This window comes from Clostridium sp. AM27-31LB (genome assembly GCF_003480745.1).
In the GTDB taxonomy this organism is placed as follows: domain Bacteria; phylum Bacillota; class Clostridia; order Lachnospirales; family Lachnospiraceae; genus Butyribacter; species Butyribacter intestini.
Window position 1 is genome coordinate 2,964 of the sequence record NZ_QUJS01000002.1, and the last position, 14,826, is coordinate 17,789.

A 14,826-nucleotide genomic window follows, 5' to 3' on the forward strand; every position below is an offset into this window, starting at 1 on the left:
ACTGAAAGTCAAGAAGATGAGGTATAGAAATGCTGAAAACTTAATAAATTCGGATTTGTTGAATTAAGAAAATCGGGATTTATATATAATATGGATAAAATCGAAAATTACAGTGCAAAACATTAAATGAAATTAGCCTATTTTTGATTCGTTGATGTAGGTGTATTTTGATTAAATGTAAATAATTTTATAATTTGATATTATATAATTATGGTCAAAAATTAAATATAATGTATATTAGTACAAATTTTTCGTAGTAAAAATACTGAAATTATACTATTTATGATATGCACAAATTTAAAATAACAAAGGAGAAATATGATGGATTATTCAATTTCAATTGGAATAGGAAAATATTTAAATTTGGAATCTACTAAATATGCATGTGAAGATGCAGAAGAATTTCATAAAATTATGCAAGAAGTATATGATGTAAAGAATAGATTTATACTTAAGAATGAGAAAGCTACTGTTGCACAGATACAAGATATGATACAGAAAGTCGTAAAAAGTATGAAGGAAGGGGATAGATTGTTCTTTTACTTTGCTGGTCATGGAATTTCTTTTTATGATGAACCACGATTATCCTGCTATGATTCTTTAGAAGATGTATCAGCTAGTTATAATACATGGTATAGCTTAAGGAATTTGTTGAAAGAAATAGAGAGAGCAAGGATTAATGCTCTTGTATTTGTTGATGCGTGTGAAAGTACTATTTCTTATAAACGTGGAGTTACTGCGCTTGAATCTGAATATATGACTGTTTTTTCGGCGGCAAATTCTAATGAAGAAGCTATGGCAGAAGATGAATTCGGTCATGGAGTATGGAGTCATTATTTATTTTCTGCATTGAAGGGTACAAAAGAGGCATTAGATAAAAACATATTGACATGCACATCTTTACAAAATTTTTTATATGAAATGGTAATAGAGTATTATGAAAAGAAGAATGGATATCATAAACAGACTCCCTATGTATGGGGAAAAATGGTTAGCAATATAGAAATTAAAAATTTTAATGGCTATAAACGGAATAATAATATAAAAATTTCGGATGTTTATTTTGGCATTATTGATGCAGATAATGAATACAAAAAAGACAAAGAGGTATTTATAAATAATTTTTATGACTTAAATAATGCAGTGAAGAAAATTGAGGAACAAGCTAATATACAATATATACTTGGGAAAAAAGGAACTGGGAAAACTTATATTGGTCGCTATCTAGAGGCGAAAAATCCGAGAGAAATAAAATATTTATCATTTAATAAATTCAAATATAAGGCATTTGCAGCATTGGCAAAGGATGGAAAAGGATATGAACCGTTTATGTCTATTTGGCAATATGTAATTTTATCGTTTTTTATGGAATATATAGGAAATGAAGAGAAAAGTGATTTTATAAAAAATTATTTAAAAGAATTATTTGGTTTTAAAGTTACTTTGCAACAAATATTAGATAAGCGATTTAAAAGAGGAATACAAATAGAAAATATTCGGGTGAAAGAATATTTTCCGAAGGATAAAGTAAATTATGAAGTAGAAAGTATAGTCGAATCATTTAAATATATAATTGAACAAGAAAATATGCAACCTCATCAATTGATAATTGATGGATTGGATGAGAAGATGAATGAACATTCTAAATATAAGGAAATAATAAATGCTCTTATTTGGTCGATTCAGGAATTAAATGATTATTTTTTTGAAAATGAAATACAATGTAAATGTATATTATTACTTCGACGGGATGTTTTTGATTATGTTTCAGGTGCTAATATAAATAAAATTGTTACAGGTAGCTCAGTTACTTTAAATTGGATTAATGAATCAAATGAAAAAGATACCTATCCACTATATGATTTTATAAATATTAGGCTTCAGAACAGCATAGGAAAAGAGATTACTTTAAAAGATATTCTTCCAAAATCAATTTCAACAAAGAGTGGAGAATTTTATAATCCGTGGAGTTGGTTGTTAAATTTTACAACATATAAGCCAAGAGATGTCGTGGCATTTTTGGATTTTTGTGTTGTTCATTGCCATAAGGGAGAAAAGGTTTTAACAGAAACAATTTTGTGGAATGCAACGAAAGATTATTCAGAATATTTTTACAAAGAATTGCAAGATGAACTATATGGTTTTTTTACGGACAAACAAATATTCTATTTATTTGATGAAGTGTTTCCTAAAATGGATATGAGATGGATTGATTATCAAGAGTTAATGGGATATATAAATAGAAAAGAATTATTTATGGATATGGACAGTGATCGTATATTGGATCGGTTATATTCAGTGGGGGTGCTAGGAGTAAGATTGGATTCGGGACATGAACATTGGTCATATAGAAGTAAAGTAAATTTGACAGAGTTTTATAAAACTGCAAAGTTTAAGCTTCATCAAGGATTGTGGAAAAAGCTTTCCATTTGGTAATGTAATGTTCAACTATAAATGTTTTATTTTGTATAGGGACTGTAAAAACTTTATTAGGAAAACAGAGGTGCGGTGAAAATATTTCCTAAAATTTTATTTTAACAATCTGATCAGGAGACGGAGAGGAAGTTGTAAGAATATGGCGATGATGATAGAATGATAATGGTGATGCAATATATAGCGAAAAATTGAAATTTGCGGAGGATATTGATATGAAGTACAAATATATGAGAATTCAAGGAAGAGAAGATTCTTATGTTACTAAGTACCCAAAAGGTGTGTTTAGCCTTTGCTGGAATTTGATTAGGGATAATATATTGAAAGAAACAGAAAAAGAGTTGTTTATTTCTATTGATGAATGGTTTAAGGTAAATCTTCCAGAACCAGAGCCTTGTATTAATCACGAAAAAGTAATAACATTTTTTAAATGTGAAAGTACAGAAGAAATGCTTTCTAAACTTGAACCAGCAATAGCATTATTGGATAAGTACGAAAAAGCGTATGATGTGGTTTATACAAATTTTGTTGGAACAATTGTTTATGAAGATAATTGGCAGGTGGCAGTCAAAGTAGAAAATGGCAAAATGGTATAAGTGAGCGACAAATTCCAGTTTGTTGGCATGAAGAACATTTACAGTAAAATTAGATACATAAAACACATATTATTATAAAAAGGATAAAGAGCTATATGTTCTTTATCCTTTTCATATTTTTAAGGAAGTCAAGAAGATGGAAAAATCAGAAGGACAGGAATGGATAATTGAAATGATAAATAATATTTTGATTGAAGTATTGTCTAGCATGGCGGAGCAGGAGAGATTAACAATCAGAAAGCGTCAAAGGCAGGGGATTGATGCAGCAAAGAAGAAAGGAAAACATCTAGGCAGACCATTCATTCAGAAACCGAGTAATTATAGTCAGATAATGGAAATGTGGAAAGCAAATGAAATCACAACTATAGAAGCCAGCAGGCGGTTAGGAGTGTCAAAGACCACATTTTATCAGATGTTAAAAAGAGATGAAGCTAAGTGTACAAAAAAGTAAAGTCATATTTGAGCATGTGCAAAAATAAGACAGTGACTTTTTTGTACATTTTTTGTGTGCAGATTAACCTATACAAAAAGATATACCTTTTTGAATGGTAATAGGGAGGAAAACGAAATGGATGAATTTAAATTTAATGTGGAGACTACAGTAATAGGAACAGCAGACGGAAAAGAAGTATTTGAGGTACGCAAGCAATATAATATAGAGGGGAAATCAGCGATAATATAAAAAGAATTTGTATTCTGTCAGAGAACAGATTAGTAAAAATACAAAATGCAGCTATTCTATTGAACAGGTCAAAACTATATTAAAGCTGATTAAACCAATCATTGAAAAAAGCAAGGTCGAGGAAGTAAGAACACTAATGCATTTGATGATAGAGGAAATAACGATAGATCGCAAAACAAGGTCAGTTGATACAATCAGTATCAAGTTCAACAGGCAACTAACAGAATATTTATGTTTACAGGAGGGTGCTTCGAAAGAGGCATCCTTTTTTTCTGCCTTGAAAGAGGAAGAATTGGCATTTGTGATTCGACTATGATGGAAAAAAAGCAATCAGGTAACAAGGAGATGAAGCAGGGGGATTGTGAGAATATGGTAGTAGTGTTAGAATGATAAAAGAAAATGTAAATCGATATTTGACGGAGGAAAATGCATGAGTAATTTGTATGTTTCAGATTTAGATGGGACATTATTGAGAAGTAACGAAGTAACCTCTAAATACACAAATCAAGTAATCAATTCGTTGGTGGAAAAAGGGATGATTTTTTCCTATGCTACGGCACGTTCTTTAGTTACAGCTAAAAAAGTGACCGAAGGAATAAATGCAAAAATTCCGTTGATTGTATATAACGGAGCATTTGTGATTGATAATATTACGGAAAAAATATTAATTGCTAATTATTTTGATGATTCAGTACATTTAGTACTAGAAGATTTGTTTAGTAATAATGTGTATCCCATTGTTTACGCATACATTGATAATGTGGAAAAATTTTCGTTTGTGCGAAAAATGTGTACAGAGGGTATGAATATGTTCCTCGAAAGTCGTAAAGGCGATGTTCGAACAAATGAGGTGAATTCATTGTCTGAGTTGAAAGAGGGTAATATTTTTTATATTACTTGTATTGATGAGCCAAAAAAACTTATGCCTTTGTATGATAAATATAAGGATAAATATCATTGTGTATATCAGACGGATATTTATACAAATGAACAGTGGTTAGAAATTATGCCGTTAGAAGCATCAAAATCAAATGCTATAAAGCAATTACAAAGCATGTTAAATTGTGAAAAGCTAATTGTGTTTGGTGATGGGAAAAATGATATAGACATGTTTCAAATGGCTGATAAAAGTTATGCTGTTGCAAATGCACATAATGATTTAAAACAATTTGCAACAGAGGTGATTTTGTCGAATGACGAAGATGGTGTTGCTAGATGGCTTGAAGCAAACTATAAACAATAGAAGCGGGTAAAAATTCCAATTTATTCAAGGTAATGATGTTTATTATATAGTAATTGTATGGAAGAGAAGTTGTCATGGCTTCTCTTCTAATCATTTTAGAAGAATATATAGTTTTATTGGTTTGAAATAACAGAAATAATAGGTATAAAAATAGCTTGTATTTATTGTATGATTTGTATATAATATAAGTGAAAGAGAGGTGTATATTATGACAGTAGATACAAATACAATGATTTCTATAACAGAAGCTAATCAGAATTTTTCAAAGGTTGCTCGAGTTGTTGACGAACATGGTACAGCGGTTATTCTTAAAAATAATGTGCCAAAATATCTTGTAATAGACTTTGGCAAAGCAGAACAGGAAAAAATAGCATCCACGGAGGACGTGTTTGCTATATCAGAACGCCTTATTAAGCAGAATATGGAAGCTTATGAGGTACTTGCCAAATGATAAGATTAAGCAAAGGGCAGGTCGTTTTACTTCATAAAAGGCTGATTGAGACTACTGGCGGTAGTAACGGTATTCGTGATGATGGGATGCTTGATTCAGCACTTGCTAATCCATTTCAGTCATTCGGAGATGAAGAGTTATATCCAAGTATACAAGCAAAAGCAGCACAACTTTGTTTTGGAATTGTAAAGAATCATCCTATGATTGATGGAAATAAACGCTTAGGTTCTCATGTGATGCTGGTATTTTTAGCATTAAATGGTTATGAACTTTCATACACGCAAACGGAATTGAGCGATATAATACTTGATTTAGCCTCTGGTAAAATAGGAGCAGAGGATATATTGCAATGGATTATCAGTCATCAAAAATAATGTATAAGATTATTATATATATGTAATACTCAACGGACAAATATACGATACAATAAGCATTAATATAAATATTTGCTGGCTTGGAGGTTAAAAAATGATAACAGATACATTTGATAATTTATCGGAAGAAATAATTAAGGTTAATCGTAACGATAATGCGGTTAAGGTAGATGCCTGCATTCTTACATTTTCTCATGTGATTTTAAAATATGTTTTAGAAAATTTTGAGTGTAAAAAAATTGGAGATTTATTTTCATCTAATGGAGTGAATCCTGTTTATGGATTTGAGTATAAGAATAGGTATTTTGCTGTATATATGTCTTATGTTGGAGCACCGGCATGTGTGGCAGATATAGAAGATACTATGTCGATTATTAACACAGATAAATATGTTGTTTTTGGTGGTTCGGGATGTTTGAATAAAGAGGTTGCACGTGGAAAGGTTATGGTGCCTACTGAGGTTTATCGTGATGAAGGAACTTCATATCATTATGCGCCTGCTTCAGATTATATTAAAATCCAAAATGCAGATGTAGTAGCGAAGTTTATGGAAACAGTCGGTTTGTCTTATGTGAAAGGAAAAACATGGACAACAGATGCGGTGCATAGAGAAACGAGAGCGAATTTTGAAAAACGTAAAGCCGATGGCTGCATTTCTGTCGAAATGGAATGTGCTGCTGTTCAAGCTGTATGTGATTATAGAAAACTTAATGCCTACTTCTTTTTTACTTGTGGTGATTTGTTAGATGCACCTAAATGGGATGAACAGATGAAGAAAGATCAAGTAAAGCATACACAGCATGATGCAGGACATTTTGATATTGCTCTTGAACTGGCTTACTATATTACGGAATAGAAATATTGGAAGGAAACTTTTAAAATAACATAGAGAATACAACCATAAGAATAGAATTTGATTTTTATAGTATCAAGTTCAAAAGACAACTAACAGAATATTTATGTTTACAGGAGGGTGCATCGAAAGAGGCATCCTTTTTTCTGCTTTAAAAGAGGAAAAATTGGCATTTGTGATTCGACTATGATGGAGAAAATGTAATCAAGAGATGAAAGGGGGTGCGTTGTAAGAATATGATATTTATGGTAGAATGATAATGGTAATGCAAATAGAAACTGTAAATTGGAGTATTGTTATGGAAATAAAAAAAGCTGAAATCAAAGATTTAGATGTCGTAGTTAAAATGAAAATGGAAATGTTTATAGAAGTAGGTTCAATATCTTTATTACAGGATAATGCTGAAAAAAAGATATATGAGAAATATAAAGAATTATATCAGGATGGGAAAGGTTGTCATTATTTAATATATGAAAATGATACTGTTATTGCGTGCGGAGGTGCTGTGATCAAAGAAGATGTTCCGTTTTGTTTTTTCAAAACTCCAACGTATGGCTATATAATTGATATATATTGTGTTCCGGAAAAGAGGAGAAGTGGTTATGCTTCAAAGATAATGGCGGAGCTGATTAAATGGTTGCAAAATAAAGGGGTACACAATATAAAACTAAAGCCATCATCGGCAGGACGACATTTATATGAAAAATTTGGATTTGGTGATTCAGGAGAAATGGAAACTTGGTTATAATATTTGGGGTTAATAAATAGTAAAAGAGAGTATGCAGTGAATTAAAAATTGAAATAGCAGTATAGTGAAAGTATATAGGAGAACATAATGAAGAAAGAAATAGCAGTTAAATTTGATGATTTGGAATGGCTGTATTCCCCAAATTGGGAATATTTTGATTATGGAAATTGTAAACGCCATTTGCAAGTTATTATGCCATATAGTAAAAAAGGACTTGAAAAGAAATATCCAGTTATTTTTTATATTACTGGTGCAGCATGGCACAAACAAGAAATGTATAATGATATTCCAAAACTCGTAGAGTTAGCGAAAAAGGGGGCTGCAATTGTATCAATTGAGGTTCGTGAGTCTGATATTGCAATTTTTCCAGCGCAGATAGAGGATATTAAAAATGCGATGGAGTGCGTTGTAGAAAAAATAACAAAATTTAACCTTCCGTTTGATATAAAAGAAGCTTACCTTATGGGACATTCTTCAGGGGGGCATTTAGCTATGATGGCAGTGTTACATAACGCTTGTGGAATGATTGAAATGCCGAATGTAAAAGGAGTTATTTTAGAGAGTGCATCCTCTGATATTTTGATTTGTTCCAATGAGCCATTACCACCTTGGATGTCTGTTCGCCCATCAACAGTTCTTTTGGGAATTGATAGTATTGAGGGAAATGAAGAAATTGCATATAAAGCATCATGTACATCTTTAATTAGTGAGGATATAATATTGCCACCTGTATTGATGTTTCATTGTATAAACGATCCCGTTGTTTCTGTTGAAAATAGCAGAACTTTATATGAAAAATTGGAAGAGAAAAATCACAGCGTGGAGTATTATGAGATAAAGGATTGGGACGAACATGGAGGAAATATATATTTTTCTGAAACTGTTCTAACTATTATTCAAGATTTTATAAAAAAGACTAAGTAACAGCTTGACTTACACATGTAATCCTCAATGGACAAAATTTTCTTGATTCCATTGAGGATTACTGTATTACAAAAGTAAACTACGACAAATTCCATTGAGGAATCAAACCTCACTGGATGCAAAAGTACCTGATTACGCTGAGGAATGAAAATCCGAAATGGTGTTACGGTGAACCATACCATAAATGAGGGTGCAGGACATCCGGTGGATGTCCGTTTTGCACCGACCGAAGCGGAGCGGAGACATTAAAACTTCAAAGATATAGAAAGCATAAGGAAGAGTGGCTGATTTTGCTGCTCTTTCAATCTTTTGCGCGAAGGCAAAGTGAAGATGCGTCGAGTTTGCTCGTAAGTATCTGAGCGCGCCCGCGAACCTTGTATCTTTGATGCAAGGTTGCACAGAGATGTGGTTCTGGTGTAAACAGCAATGTTTACATTGCTGTAGGAAAATAGAGCTGCGATGGAAAATGTACGAATGGATATATTTTTTGATGTGGTGAACAGAAGCAGTGGTAAGTGATTACTTGTGATATGGTTGTTTCTGGTGAGGGATTGCATCTGTTTATAGGGAGATTTTGAGGGTGCATTGAGGAAGGTAATCTGTGTTATACCAGATGATGTATGATAAGAGGGTGGGAAGGACGAAATATAGTGTCCGAAGATTAGTTTCCTCAGTGGATGGGTGAAAAATAAGTGATTGTGGGAAAGATGAATGTGTGATAGAATATGTATAAATCGGAATTTGCAGATGAGATTTTGTTTGATAATGGTTTGGGATTATTTATACTAATTTATTCATGAATTTATCAAGGGAGAAGTAAAATGCAAGAAGTTATAAACGACTTTATTATTTTAATGAAAGCAATAGGAGCATGGTTATCTAGTAATAGAGATTCAATAATATCCGGTATAGTTGCAACAGTTATTTTAGGAATAGTAGTAAGAGTTGTATCCTATGTAATAAAAAAGCCCAAAGAATTAAATGAGTTATTAAAGACAAATAATTTTAATGATTTAAATATGATAGAAGAGTTAGATAAGTTACTGCAAATTAAAGATACAATGAAAAGGAATTTCCCTGAATACTCGGATTATTTGTTAATTCAATATGGTTCCTCTGTTGATGCAAATAATCAATTGCCACAAGACTATGACTTTATTGTATTGATGTTAGGTTTTCCAAAAGAAGGAAGGAGATATTTGCATAATAAAGGGACTAACGGATTAGATGATGTATCATCAAAAGGAAATATGTTTGATGTTGATATTGTTTACAGAGATTATCTTTCATTTCTGTATGCTGCAACTGCTGGGATGCCTTATGAAAATAGTGTTATAGTAAATGGTAAACTTCTTAAGGGACATCAAGGGTATTTTTTATGGCTGAAAAATATTACACAAAACCATTTATATGATAGGGACTTTTTGATAAGAAGATTTGAAGATAAAATTACAACGGAAAAGCAAGAATTTAATAAATGTCTTTTTGAGAATGAAAAATTTGAGAATGAAAAGTATTATGTTATAAGGGCTGGATATTATTACATAACCTCATTGTTGCAACTAAAACATATAAAGAAATTTGAAAAAGTTATCTTTCAAGACGATTTAATCAAATTGTCAAAAGTAAGAATGTTTTACAAAGATTTTAAAAATGAAACTATAAAAAATAAATATAGTATGTTAGTTGAATGCCTAAAGAGAAATAGTTCAGTAAACGATATATCAATTGATGATATACAGAGTATTCTACATGAAATAGAGAATATGGAGATATGAAAAATGTTTGAAAAGATAAAGTTAAAAATGGAAAATAAACTTAATAGAGGAATTTTTTCAGAAAGTACATTAAAAACCAGTTTTTATGAAGAATTACAAAAGAATGGCTGGTGCGATATTGTAGATGATAAACCAGATAATTTAACTAAAATGGTTCAAATCAAAATAAAGAAAACAGTACGTGTATAAAGAAAAGAGGAGAGATGCATCTGCATATTCCAGTATGTAGAGCTACATAGAAAATGCAGAGTAGTTACCATACGTAAAAAACTAATAAAATTACATATAAAACTAACAAAAGACTAATATTCTGCCTCTTTTTTTCTATTTTAGGGTGTGATAATATTATCATAGACAAACGAGGCAAGAAACAGAGAAAAAACAGTTTGTAGAATTAAGAAAATTGGGAGTTGTGAAGGTATAGTATGGAATTCATAAGTAAAGAGAAGATAGTTGAATTATCAAATCCAGGAGTTGTTTCAAGACAACTATTAAATCCTGAAAATTCATCAAGTGAAAGGGTGACAATTACAGAGGTTCATCTTGAAATAGGTGCTTGCCAACCAAGACATACACATGATGCGTCAGAACAAATTTGGTATGCAACAAAAGGAACGGGTAAACTATTACTTGCAGATGAACAAGAAAAAGTGTTTACTGCTGGGGATGTTGTAAGATTTGCAGATAAAGATGTTCATGGTTTATTGAATGATGGTAATGAGGAATTTGTGTATGTATCAGTGACTGCACCACCAATAAACTTTGGATATGCATATAAGGATAAAAGATAGACAAATTCAAGTTTGTTTGTATGAAGAACATTTACAGTAAAATTAAATATTTAAAACACATATTATTATAAAGAGGATAAAGAGCTATATGTTCTTTATCCTTTTCATATTTTTAATGAAGGAGAGTGCGAGAAGTGAGTGAAATATCACAGGGAAGAATATTTGGCTATGCCAGAGTATCATCAACCGAACAAAATTTAGATAGGCAACTGGCAGAGTTAGCAAAGTATGTTCTAGAGGAAAATGTTGTTACTAATAAACAGTCAGAAAAAGGCAAAGGCAGGGGATTGATGCTGCAAAGAAGAAAGGAAAACGAAATGGACGAATTTAAATTTAATGTGGAGACTATAGTAATGGGAACGACAGACGAAAAAGAAAGAATGGAATTGAGGTGACGAGATTAGATTTGAAAATGATATTGAGAACTATATTAAACTATGATATGATTAAAAAAAGTTAAAGGAATTTTAATGTGGAAAAGGATTTTATAATGAGTGAATATCTTGAATTTCAAAGGTATGGAAGAAATAAATCGACATTAGTAAATATATATCTAGTGGGAAATATCGTAAGAAATTTGATAAGATTACGAATAATGCGGATTTAAGTAGATTATTATATTCAAAAGCAAAAATAATGTATGATTTGTATTTTGCCGATTCTTATAAAAAATTGCATGATGAGTATTTAGCTCAGTATGAAGTATTAAAAAATTGTCAGAAACTTATGATATTTATGATATCGAATTTCGAGAGGTGATTTAATATGGAACGAATTGTATATGTACAGGATGATCATTTTGAAATACCTGAAGATTTATTGAAATTATCTCATGAAGAACTTCGAGAGAGAATCAATGAAGAAAGAAAAAAAGAGATAGAAAAAAAGAAAAGACAACTTGCAAAATTGGAAAAAAGTATTAGTTAATAGTAGGAATGCTAAACGCTATTGAGAAATCAAACCTCACTGGATGCAAAAGTACTTGATTCCACTGAGGAATGAAAATCCGAAATGGCGTTACGGTGAACCATATCACAAATGAGGGATTGCATTTGTTTATAGGGAGATTTTGAAGGTGCATTGAGGAAAGTAATCTGTGTTATACCGGATGATGTATGATAAGAGAGTGAAAAGGACAAGATATAGTGTCCTGATATTAGTTTCCTCAGTGGATAGGTGAAAAATAAGTGATTGTTGGAAAGATAAATGTATGATAGAATATGTACAAATCAGAATTGACCGAGCTCTTTAGAGCGAGGGATACTTCTTGTCCGAAGGGCAAGAAGGTGTAACTGAGAAAACTTAGAGCAATCAGAATTGACCGAGCTCTTTAGAGCGAGGGATGCTTCTTGTCCGAAGGGCAAGAAGGTGTAACTGAGAAAACTTAGAGCAATCAGAATTTGTTGAATTAGTAAATCTCAAGTTTTGGAGGTATAAAGAATGATAAATTTAGTGGCACTTCCGTGCCTCTGTGTAGATGTTTTTGATGGAACGGATGAACTGCGTGCTGGTGGTGAAGCCCTCAATTTTGCAGTTCATGCATCAAAATTTGAGGAGTTCAATGTTTCGATATTGGGTGCGGTTGGGCAGGATTTCTACGCAAAATTTATTATGGATTCTATTTCTGATAAGAGAATTGATGTAAGTCATGTAAGAGTTGAAAAGGATAAAGTAACTGCAAATAATCGTACATATCTTACAGCTGACGGTGACAGATATTACAAAGATGATTCATGGACGGGCGATATTGTTGATAAAATGATATTGAATCAAGATGAATTGGATTTTATCAAAAATTCGGAGGTTGTATTTATACATTTTTGGGCAGGCTGTTTTGGACAAATTATAGATTTAAAAAAGAACAATAACTTCAGATTGGCAGTGGATTTTGTAGAATATCGTAATTTTAATGAGATGGAAAAATATGCACCATATATAGATTATTTCATGATTAGTGGAGAGGAATCAATTCTCCCGATATTTGAAGCGTTTTCAAAGAAGTATAAAGGACTATTTAATGTGTCTTTAGCTGATAAAGGAAGTGTTACATATTGTGATGGTGAAAAGTATTTTGTCAAAGCTAATGAAGTTAAAGAAGTGATTGATACTACAGGATGTGGGGATAGCTACCATGCAGGATTGGTATGCTCTCATTTGATAAAGGGGGATATTTACGAGGCTATGAGAGTTGGTACAGGATTTGCAACAGAGACGCTGTCTCATTATGGTGGATTTTAACAACTTTCGGTTTGACAAAAATATGTGTAAAGAACTAAAAATTAATTTGCAGGATACCGGATGGAAATATGATTATATTGACCGTGATAGGAATATTGCGAGAGCATATAAAAACAGCGGAGGAATATTATAATGTCAAAAGATGAATATTTAATCACAGATGTGCCTCTTAAAGCACTGACGTTTTTTGCACTGCCGATGATTCTTGGCAGTTTTTTTCAGCAAATATATAATATGGCCGACTCAGTTATCGTCGGCAGGTTTGTGGGTTCCTCAGCACTTGCAGCTGTTGGTGCTAGTGCGGCACTGACAAATGTATTTATTTGCGTGGCATTGGGGGGAGGTGTTGGTGCCGGTGTGTTTGTGAGCCGCTATTTCGGTGCCGGAGAGTACGGAAAAATGAAAACAGTCGTGTCAACATCCTTACTTAGTTTTTTGATTCTAAGTATAGTTCTTGGTGTTTTTGGCTTTTGCTTTTCCAACCCGATGATGAGGGCATTACAAACCCCTGCTGATATACTGGATGATGCAGTGTTGTATTTGCGAGTTTATTTTGTGGGATTTCCGTTTTTGTTTATGTACAATATCCTTTCAACGATGTTCAATTCCATAGGCGAATCAAAAATTCCGTTAGGACTCCTGATATTTTCATCAATCTTAAATATCGTTATGGATCTTTGGATGGTAGCCGGTCTGAGGCTTGGCGTGTTCGGTGCGGCACTTGCAACTTTGATTGCACAGGGCATTTCCGCCGTATTATCTCTTTTACTTTTTTTGAATCGGATGCGGCAATATGAGAGTAACTTTCAACTATTTGATTGGTGCGAGCTTCATTCTATGTTTAGAATAGCTGTTCCGTCAGTGCTCCAGCAGTCAACAGTGTCTATTGGTATGATGATTGTACAGGCAGTTGTAAATCCTTTTGGTACACAGGCACTTGCGGGTTATGCGGCGACGATGCGGGTAGAGAATGTTTTTTCTCTGATTTTTGTATCAATCGGCAATGCAGTTTCGCCGTATGTTTCCCAAAACCTTGGTGCAAACAAACCCCGGCGAATCAAAAAAGGCTACAAAGCTGCATTGGTATTGGATATGTGCTTTGCAGCCATTGCTTTCATCGTCATTGAAACGCTGCACACGCAAATTTCCTCGCTATTTCTTGGCAAAGATGGAACAGCCTTGGCATATCAGGTATCCGGGGATTATATGAGATGGCTTGGATATTTTTTCATTTTTATGGGGATCAAAATGGCAACTGATGGAGTTCTTCGAGGTCTTGGAATCATGCGGCCATTCCTTATTGCAAACATGGTAAACCTGGCAATCCGCCTGTCAGTTGCATTGATTTTTGCACCGCGTTTTGGTATTGCTTTTGTCTGGCTTGCTGTACCGGCCGGTTGGTTTGCAAATTTTTTAATATCATATGCAGCTCTCAGAAACTCATGGCCGACTGATAAATTGGAAACATCCCGATAATCTAAATCAAATTATCGGAATAAATTTTCAGAATTGCTAAAGCACAGGATTATTATGGCAATTGATATTATAGGAACATGGTGTATTGGAGTGCCATTGTGTCTGATTGCTGCATATGTATTTAAGTGGGGGATTGCAGGTGTGTATAGGTTACTCACAACAGAAGAAATATTCAGGCTGATTGTGTCACTGGTTATTTTTAAAAAAAGAAAATGGATGATCAGTTTATCATAGCAGAA

Annotated in this window: 17 protein-coding genes; all 17 read left to right on the forward strand. The window is 32.7% G+C overall.

What is annotated here, in order from left to right; translation table 11 throughout:
- Window positions 1-321: 321 nt before the first annotated feature.
- Window positions 322-2,436, forward strand: coding sequence for a caspase family protein (locus DW721_RS03575; protein ID WP_182436191.1), 2,115 nt, complete (start codon window positions 322-324; stop codon window positions 2,434-2,436).
- Between the two features lie 212 nt (window positions 2,437-2,648).
- Window positions 2,649-3,029: a hypothetical protein gene (locus DW721_RS03580; RefSeq protein WP_118744852.1), complete on the forward strand. Its 381-nt coding sequence runs from the start codon at window positions 2,649-2,651 to the stop codon at window positions 3,027-3,029.
- 136 nt (window positions 3,030-3,165) lie between these two features.
- On the forward strand, window positions 3,166-3,480 hold the full coding sequence (locus DW721_RS03585) for a recombinase family protein (protein ID WP_118744853.1): 315 nt from the start codon (window positions 3,166-3,168) through the stop codon (window positions 3,478-3,480).
- Window positions 3,481-4,141: 661 nt separating this feature from the next.
- A complete protein-coding gene (locus tag DW721_RS03595; protein WP_118744855.1) occupies window positions 4,142-4,954 on the forward strand; it encodes an HAD family hydrolase in 813 nt (270 codons plus the stop codon).
- 208 nt (window positions 4,955-5,162) lie between these two features.
- Window positions 5,163-5,405, forward strand: a complete 243-nt coding sequence (locus DW721_RS03600; protein WP_118498533.1) for a type II toxin-antitoxin system Phd/YefM family antitoxin — start codon at window positions 5,163-5,165, stop codon at window positions 5,403-5,405.
- Entirely contained in the window at window positions 5,402-5,779 is a 378-nt protein-coding gene (locus DW721_RS03605) for a type II toxin-antitoxin system death-on-curing family toxin (RefSeq protein ID WP_118744856.1), read from the forward strand. The genes DW721_RS03600 and DW721_RS03605 overlap by 4 nt, the downstream gene beginning before the upstream one ends.
- Before the next feature lie 94 nt (window positions 5,780-5,873).
- Complete coding sequence (locus DW721_RS03610) at window positions 5,874-6,635, forward strand: nucleoside phosphorylase (protein WP_118744857.1); 762 nt, start codon at window positions 5,874-5,876, stop codon at window positions 6,633-6,635.
- Between the two features lie 295 nt (window positions 6,636-6,930).
- Window positions 6,931-7,380: a GNAT family N-acetyltransferase gene (locus DW721_RS03615; RefSeq protein WP_182431416.1), complete on the forward strand. Its 450-nt coding sequence runs from the start codon at window positions 6,931-6,933 to the stop codon at window positions 7,378-7,380.
- 87 nt (window positions 7,381-7,467) lie between these two features.
- Window positions 7,468-8,304 (forward strand): alpha/beta hydrolase fold domain-containing protein, encoded by an 837-nt coding sequence (locus DW721_RS03620; RefSeq protein ID WP_118498526.1) that lies wholly within the window; start codon window positions 7,468-7,470, stop codon window positions 8,302-8,304.
- Window positions 8,305-9,125: 821 nt separating this feature from the next.
- Window positions 9,126-10,082 carry a hypothetical protein gene (locus DW721_RS03625; RefSeq protein WP_118744858.1) on the forward strand — a complete coding sequence of 319 codons (957 nt, stop codon included), beginning with the start codon at window positions 9,126-9,128 and terminating at the stop codon, window positions 10,080-10,082.
- Between the two features lie 3 nt (window positions 10,083-10,085).
- Complete coding sequence (locus DW721_RS03630; RefSeq protein WP_118744859.1) at window positions 10,086-10,271, forward strand: hypothetical protein; 186 nt, start codon at window positions 10,086-10,088, stop codon at window positions 10,269-10,271.
- Between the two features lie 236 nt (window positions 10,272-10,507).
- Window positions 10,508-10,873 (forward strand): cupin domain-containing protein, encoded by a 366-nt coding sequence (locus DW721_RS03635; RefSeq protein ID WP_118671975.1) that lies wholly within the window; start codon window positions 10,508-10,510, stop codon window positions 10,871-10,873.
- 134 nt (window positions 10,874-11,007) lie between these two features.
- Complete coding sequence (locus tag DW721_RS03640; protein ID WP_243035934.1) at window positions 11,008-11,268, forward strand: recombinase family protein; 261 nt, start codon at window positions 11,008-11,010, stop codon at window positions 11,266-11,268.
- Window positions 11,269-11,638: 370 nt separating this feature from the next.
- Complete coding sequence (locus DW721_RS15990) at window positions 11,639-11,800, forward strand: hypothetical protein (protein ID WP_182436192.1); 162 nt, start codon at window positions 11,639-11,641, stop codon at window positions 11,798-11,800.
- A gap of 513 nt (window positions 11,801-12,313) precedes the next feature.
- Complete coding sequence (locus DW721_RS03645) at window positions 12,314-13,111, forward strand: PfkB family carbohydrate kinase (protein WP_118744860.1); 798 nt, start codon at window positions 12,314-12,316, stop codon at window positions 13,109-13,111.
- Window positions 13,112-13,243: 132 nt separating this feature from the next.
- Window positions 13,244-14,587, forward strand: a complete 1,344-nt coding sequence (locus DW721_RS03650) for an MATE family efflux transporter (RefSeq protein ID WP_182436193.1) — start codon at window positions 13,244-13,246, stop codon at window positions 14,585-14,587.
- 54 nt (window positions 14,588-14,641) lie between these two features.
- Window positions 14,642-14,821: a hypothetical protein gene (locus DW721_RS03655; RefSeq protein ID WP_243035935.1), complete on the forward strand. Its 180-nt coding sequence runs from the start codon at window positions 14,642-14,644 to the stop codon at window positions 14,819-14,821.
- Window positions 14,822-14,826 lie beyond the last annotated feature (5 nt).

What these genes read in the sequence shown, in the direction of transcription:
- DW721_RS03575 (WP_182436191.1), top strand. Translation starts at nt 322, where the DNA reads ATGGATTATTCAATTTCAATTGGAATAGGAAAATATTTAAATTTGGAA.
- DW721_RS03580 (WP_118744852.1), top strand. Translation starts at nt 2,649, where the DNA reads ATGAAGTACAAATATATGAGAATTCAAGGAAGAGAAGATTCTTATGTT.
- DW721_RS03585 (WP_118744853.1), top strand. Translation starts at nt 3,166, where the DNA reads ATGGAAAAATCAGAAGGACAGGAATGGATAATTGAAATGATAAATAAT.
- DW721_RS03595 (WP_118744855.1), top strand. Translation starts at nt 4,142, where the DNA reads ATGAGTAATTTGTATGTTTCAGATTTAGATGGGACATTATTGAGAAGT.
- DW721_RS03600 (WP_118498533.1), top strand. Translation starts at nt 5,163, where the DNA reads ATGACAGTAGATACAAATACAATGATTTCTATAACAGAAGCTAATCAG.
- DW721_RS03605 (WP_118744856.1), top strand. Translation starts at nt 5,402, where the DNA reads ATGATAAGATTAAGCAAAGGGCAGGTCGTTTTACTTCATAAAAGGCTG.
- DW721_RS03610 (WP_118744857.1), top strand. Translation starts at nt 5,874, where the DNA reads ATGATAACAGATACATTTGATAATTTATCGGAAGAAATAATTAAGGTT.
- DW721_RS03615 (WP_182431416.1), top strand. Translation starts at nt 6,931, where the DNA reads ATGGAAATAAAAAAAGCTGAAATCAAAGATTTAGATGTCGTAGTTAAA.
- DW721_RS03620 (WP_118498526.1), top strand. Translation starts at nt 7,468, where the DNA reads ATGAAGAAAGAAATAGCAGTTAAATTTGATGATTTGGAATGGCTGTAT.
- DW721_RS03625 (WP_118744858.1), top strand. Translation starts at nt 9,126, where the DNA reads ATGCAAGAAGTTATAAACGACTTTATTATTTTAATGAAAGCAATAGGA.
- DW721_RS03630 (WP_118744859.1), top strand. Translation starts at nt 10,086, where the DNA reads ATGTTTGAAAAGATAAAGTTAAAAATGGAAAATAAACTTAATAGAGGA.
- DW721_RS03635 (WP_118671975.1), top strand. Translation starts at nt 10,508, where the DNA reads ATGGAATTCATAAGTAAAGAGAAGATAGTTGAATTATCAAATCCAGGA.
- DW721_RS15990 (WP_182436192.1), top strand. Translation starts at nt 11,639, where the DNA reads ATGGAACGAATTGTATATGTACAGGATGATCATTTTGAAATACCTGAA.
- DW721_RS03645 (WP_118744860.1), top strand. Translation starts at nt 12,314, where the DNA reads ATGATAAATTTAGTGGCACTTCCGTGCCTCTGTGTAGATGTTTTTGAT.
- DW721_RS03650 (WP_182436193.1), top strand. Translation starts at nt 13,244, where the DNA reads ATGTCAAAAGATGAATATTTAATCACAGATGTGCCTCTTAAAGCACTG.
- DW721_RS03655 (WP_243035935.1), top strand. Translation starts at nt 14,642, where the DNA reads ATGGCAATTGATATTATAGGAACATGGTGTATTGGAGTGCCATTGTGT.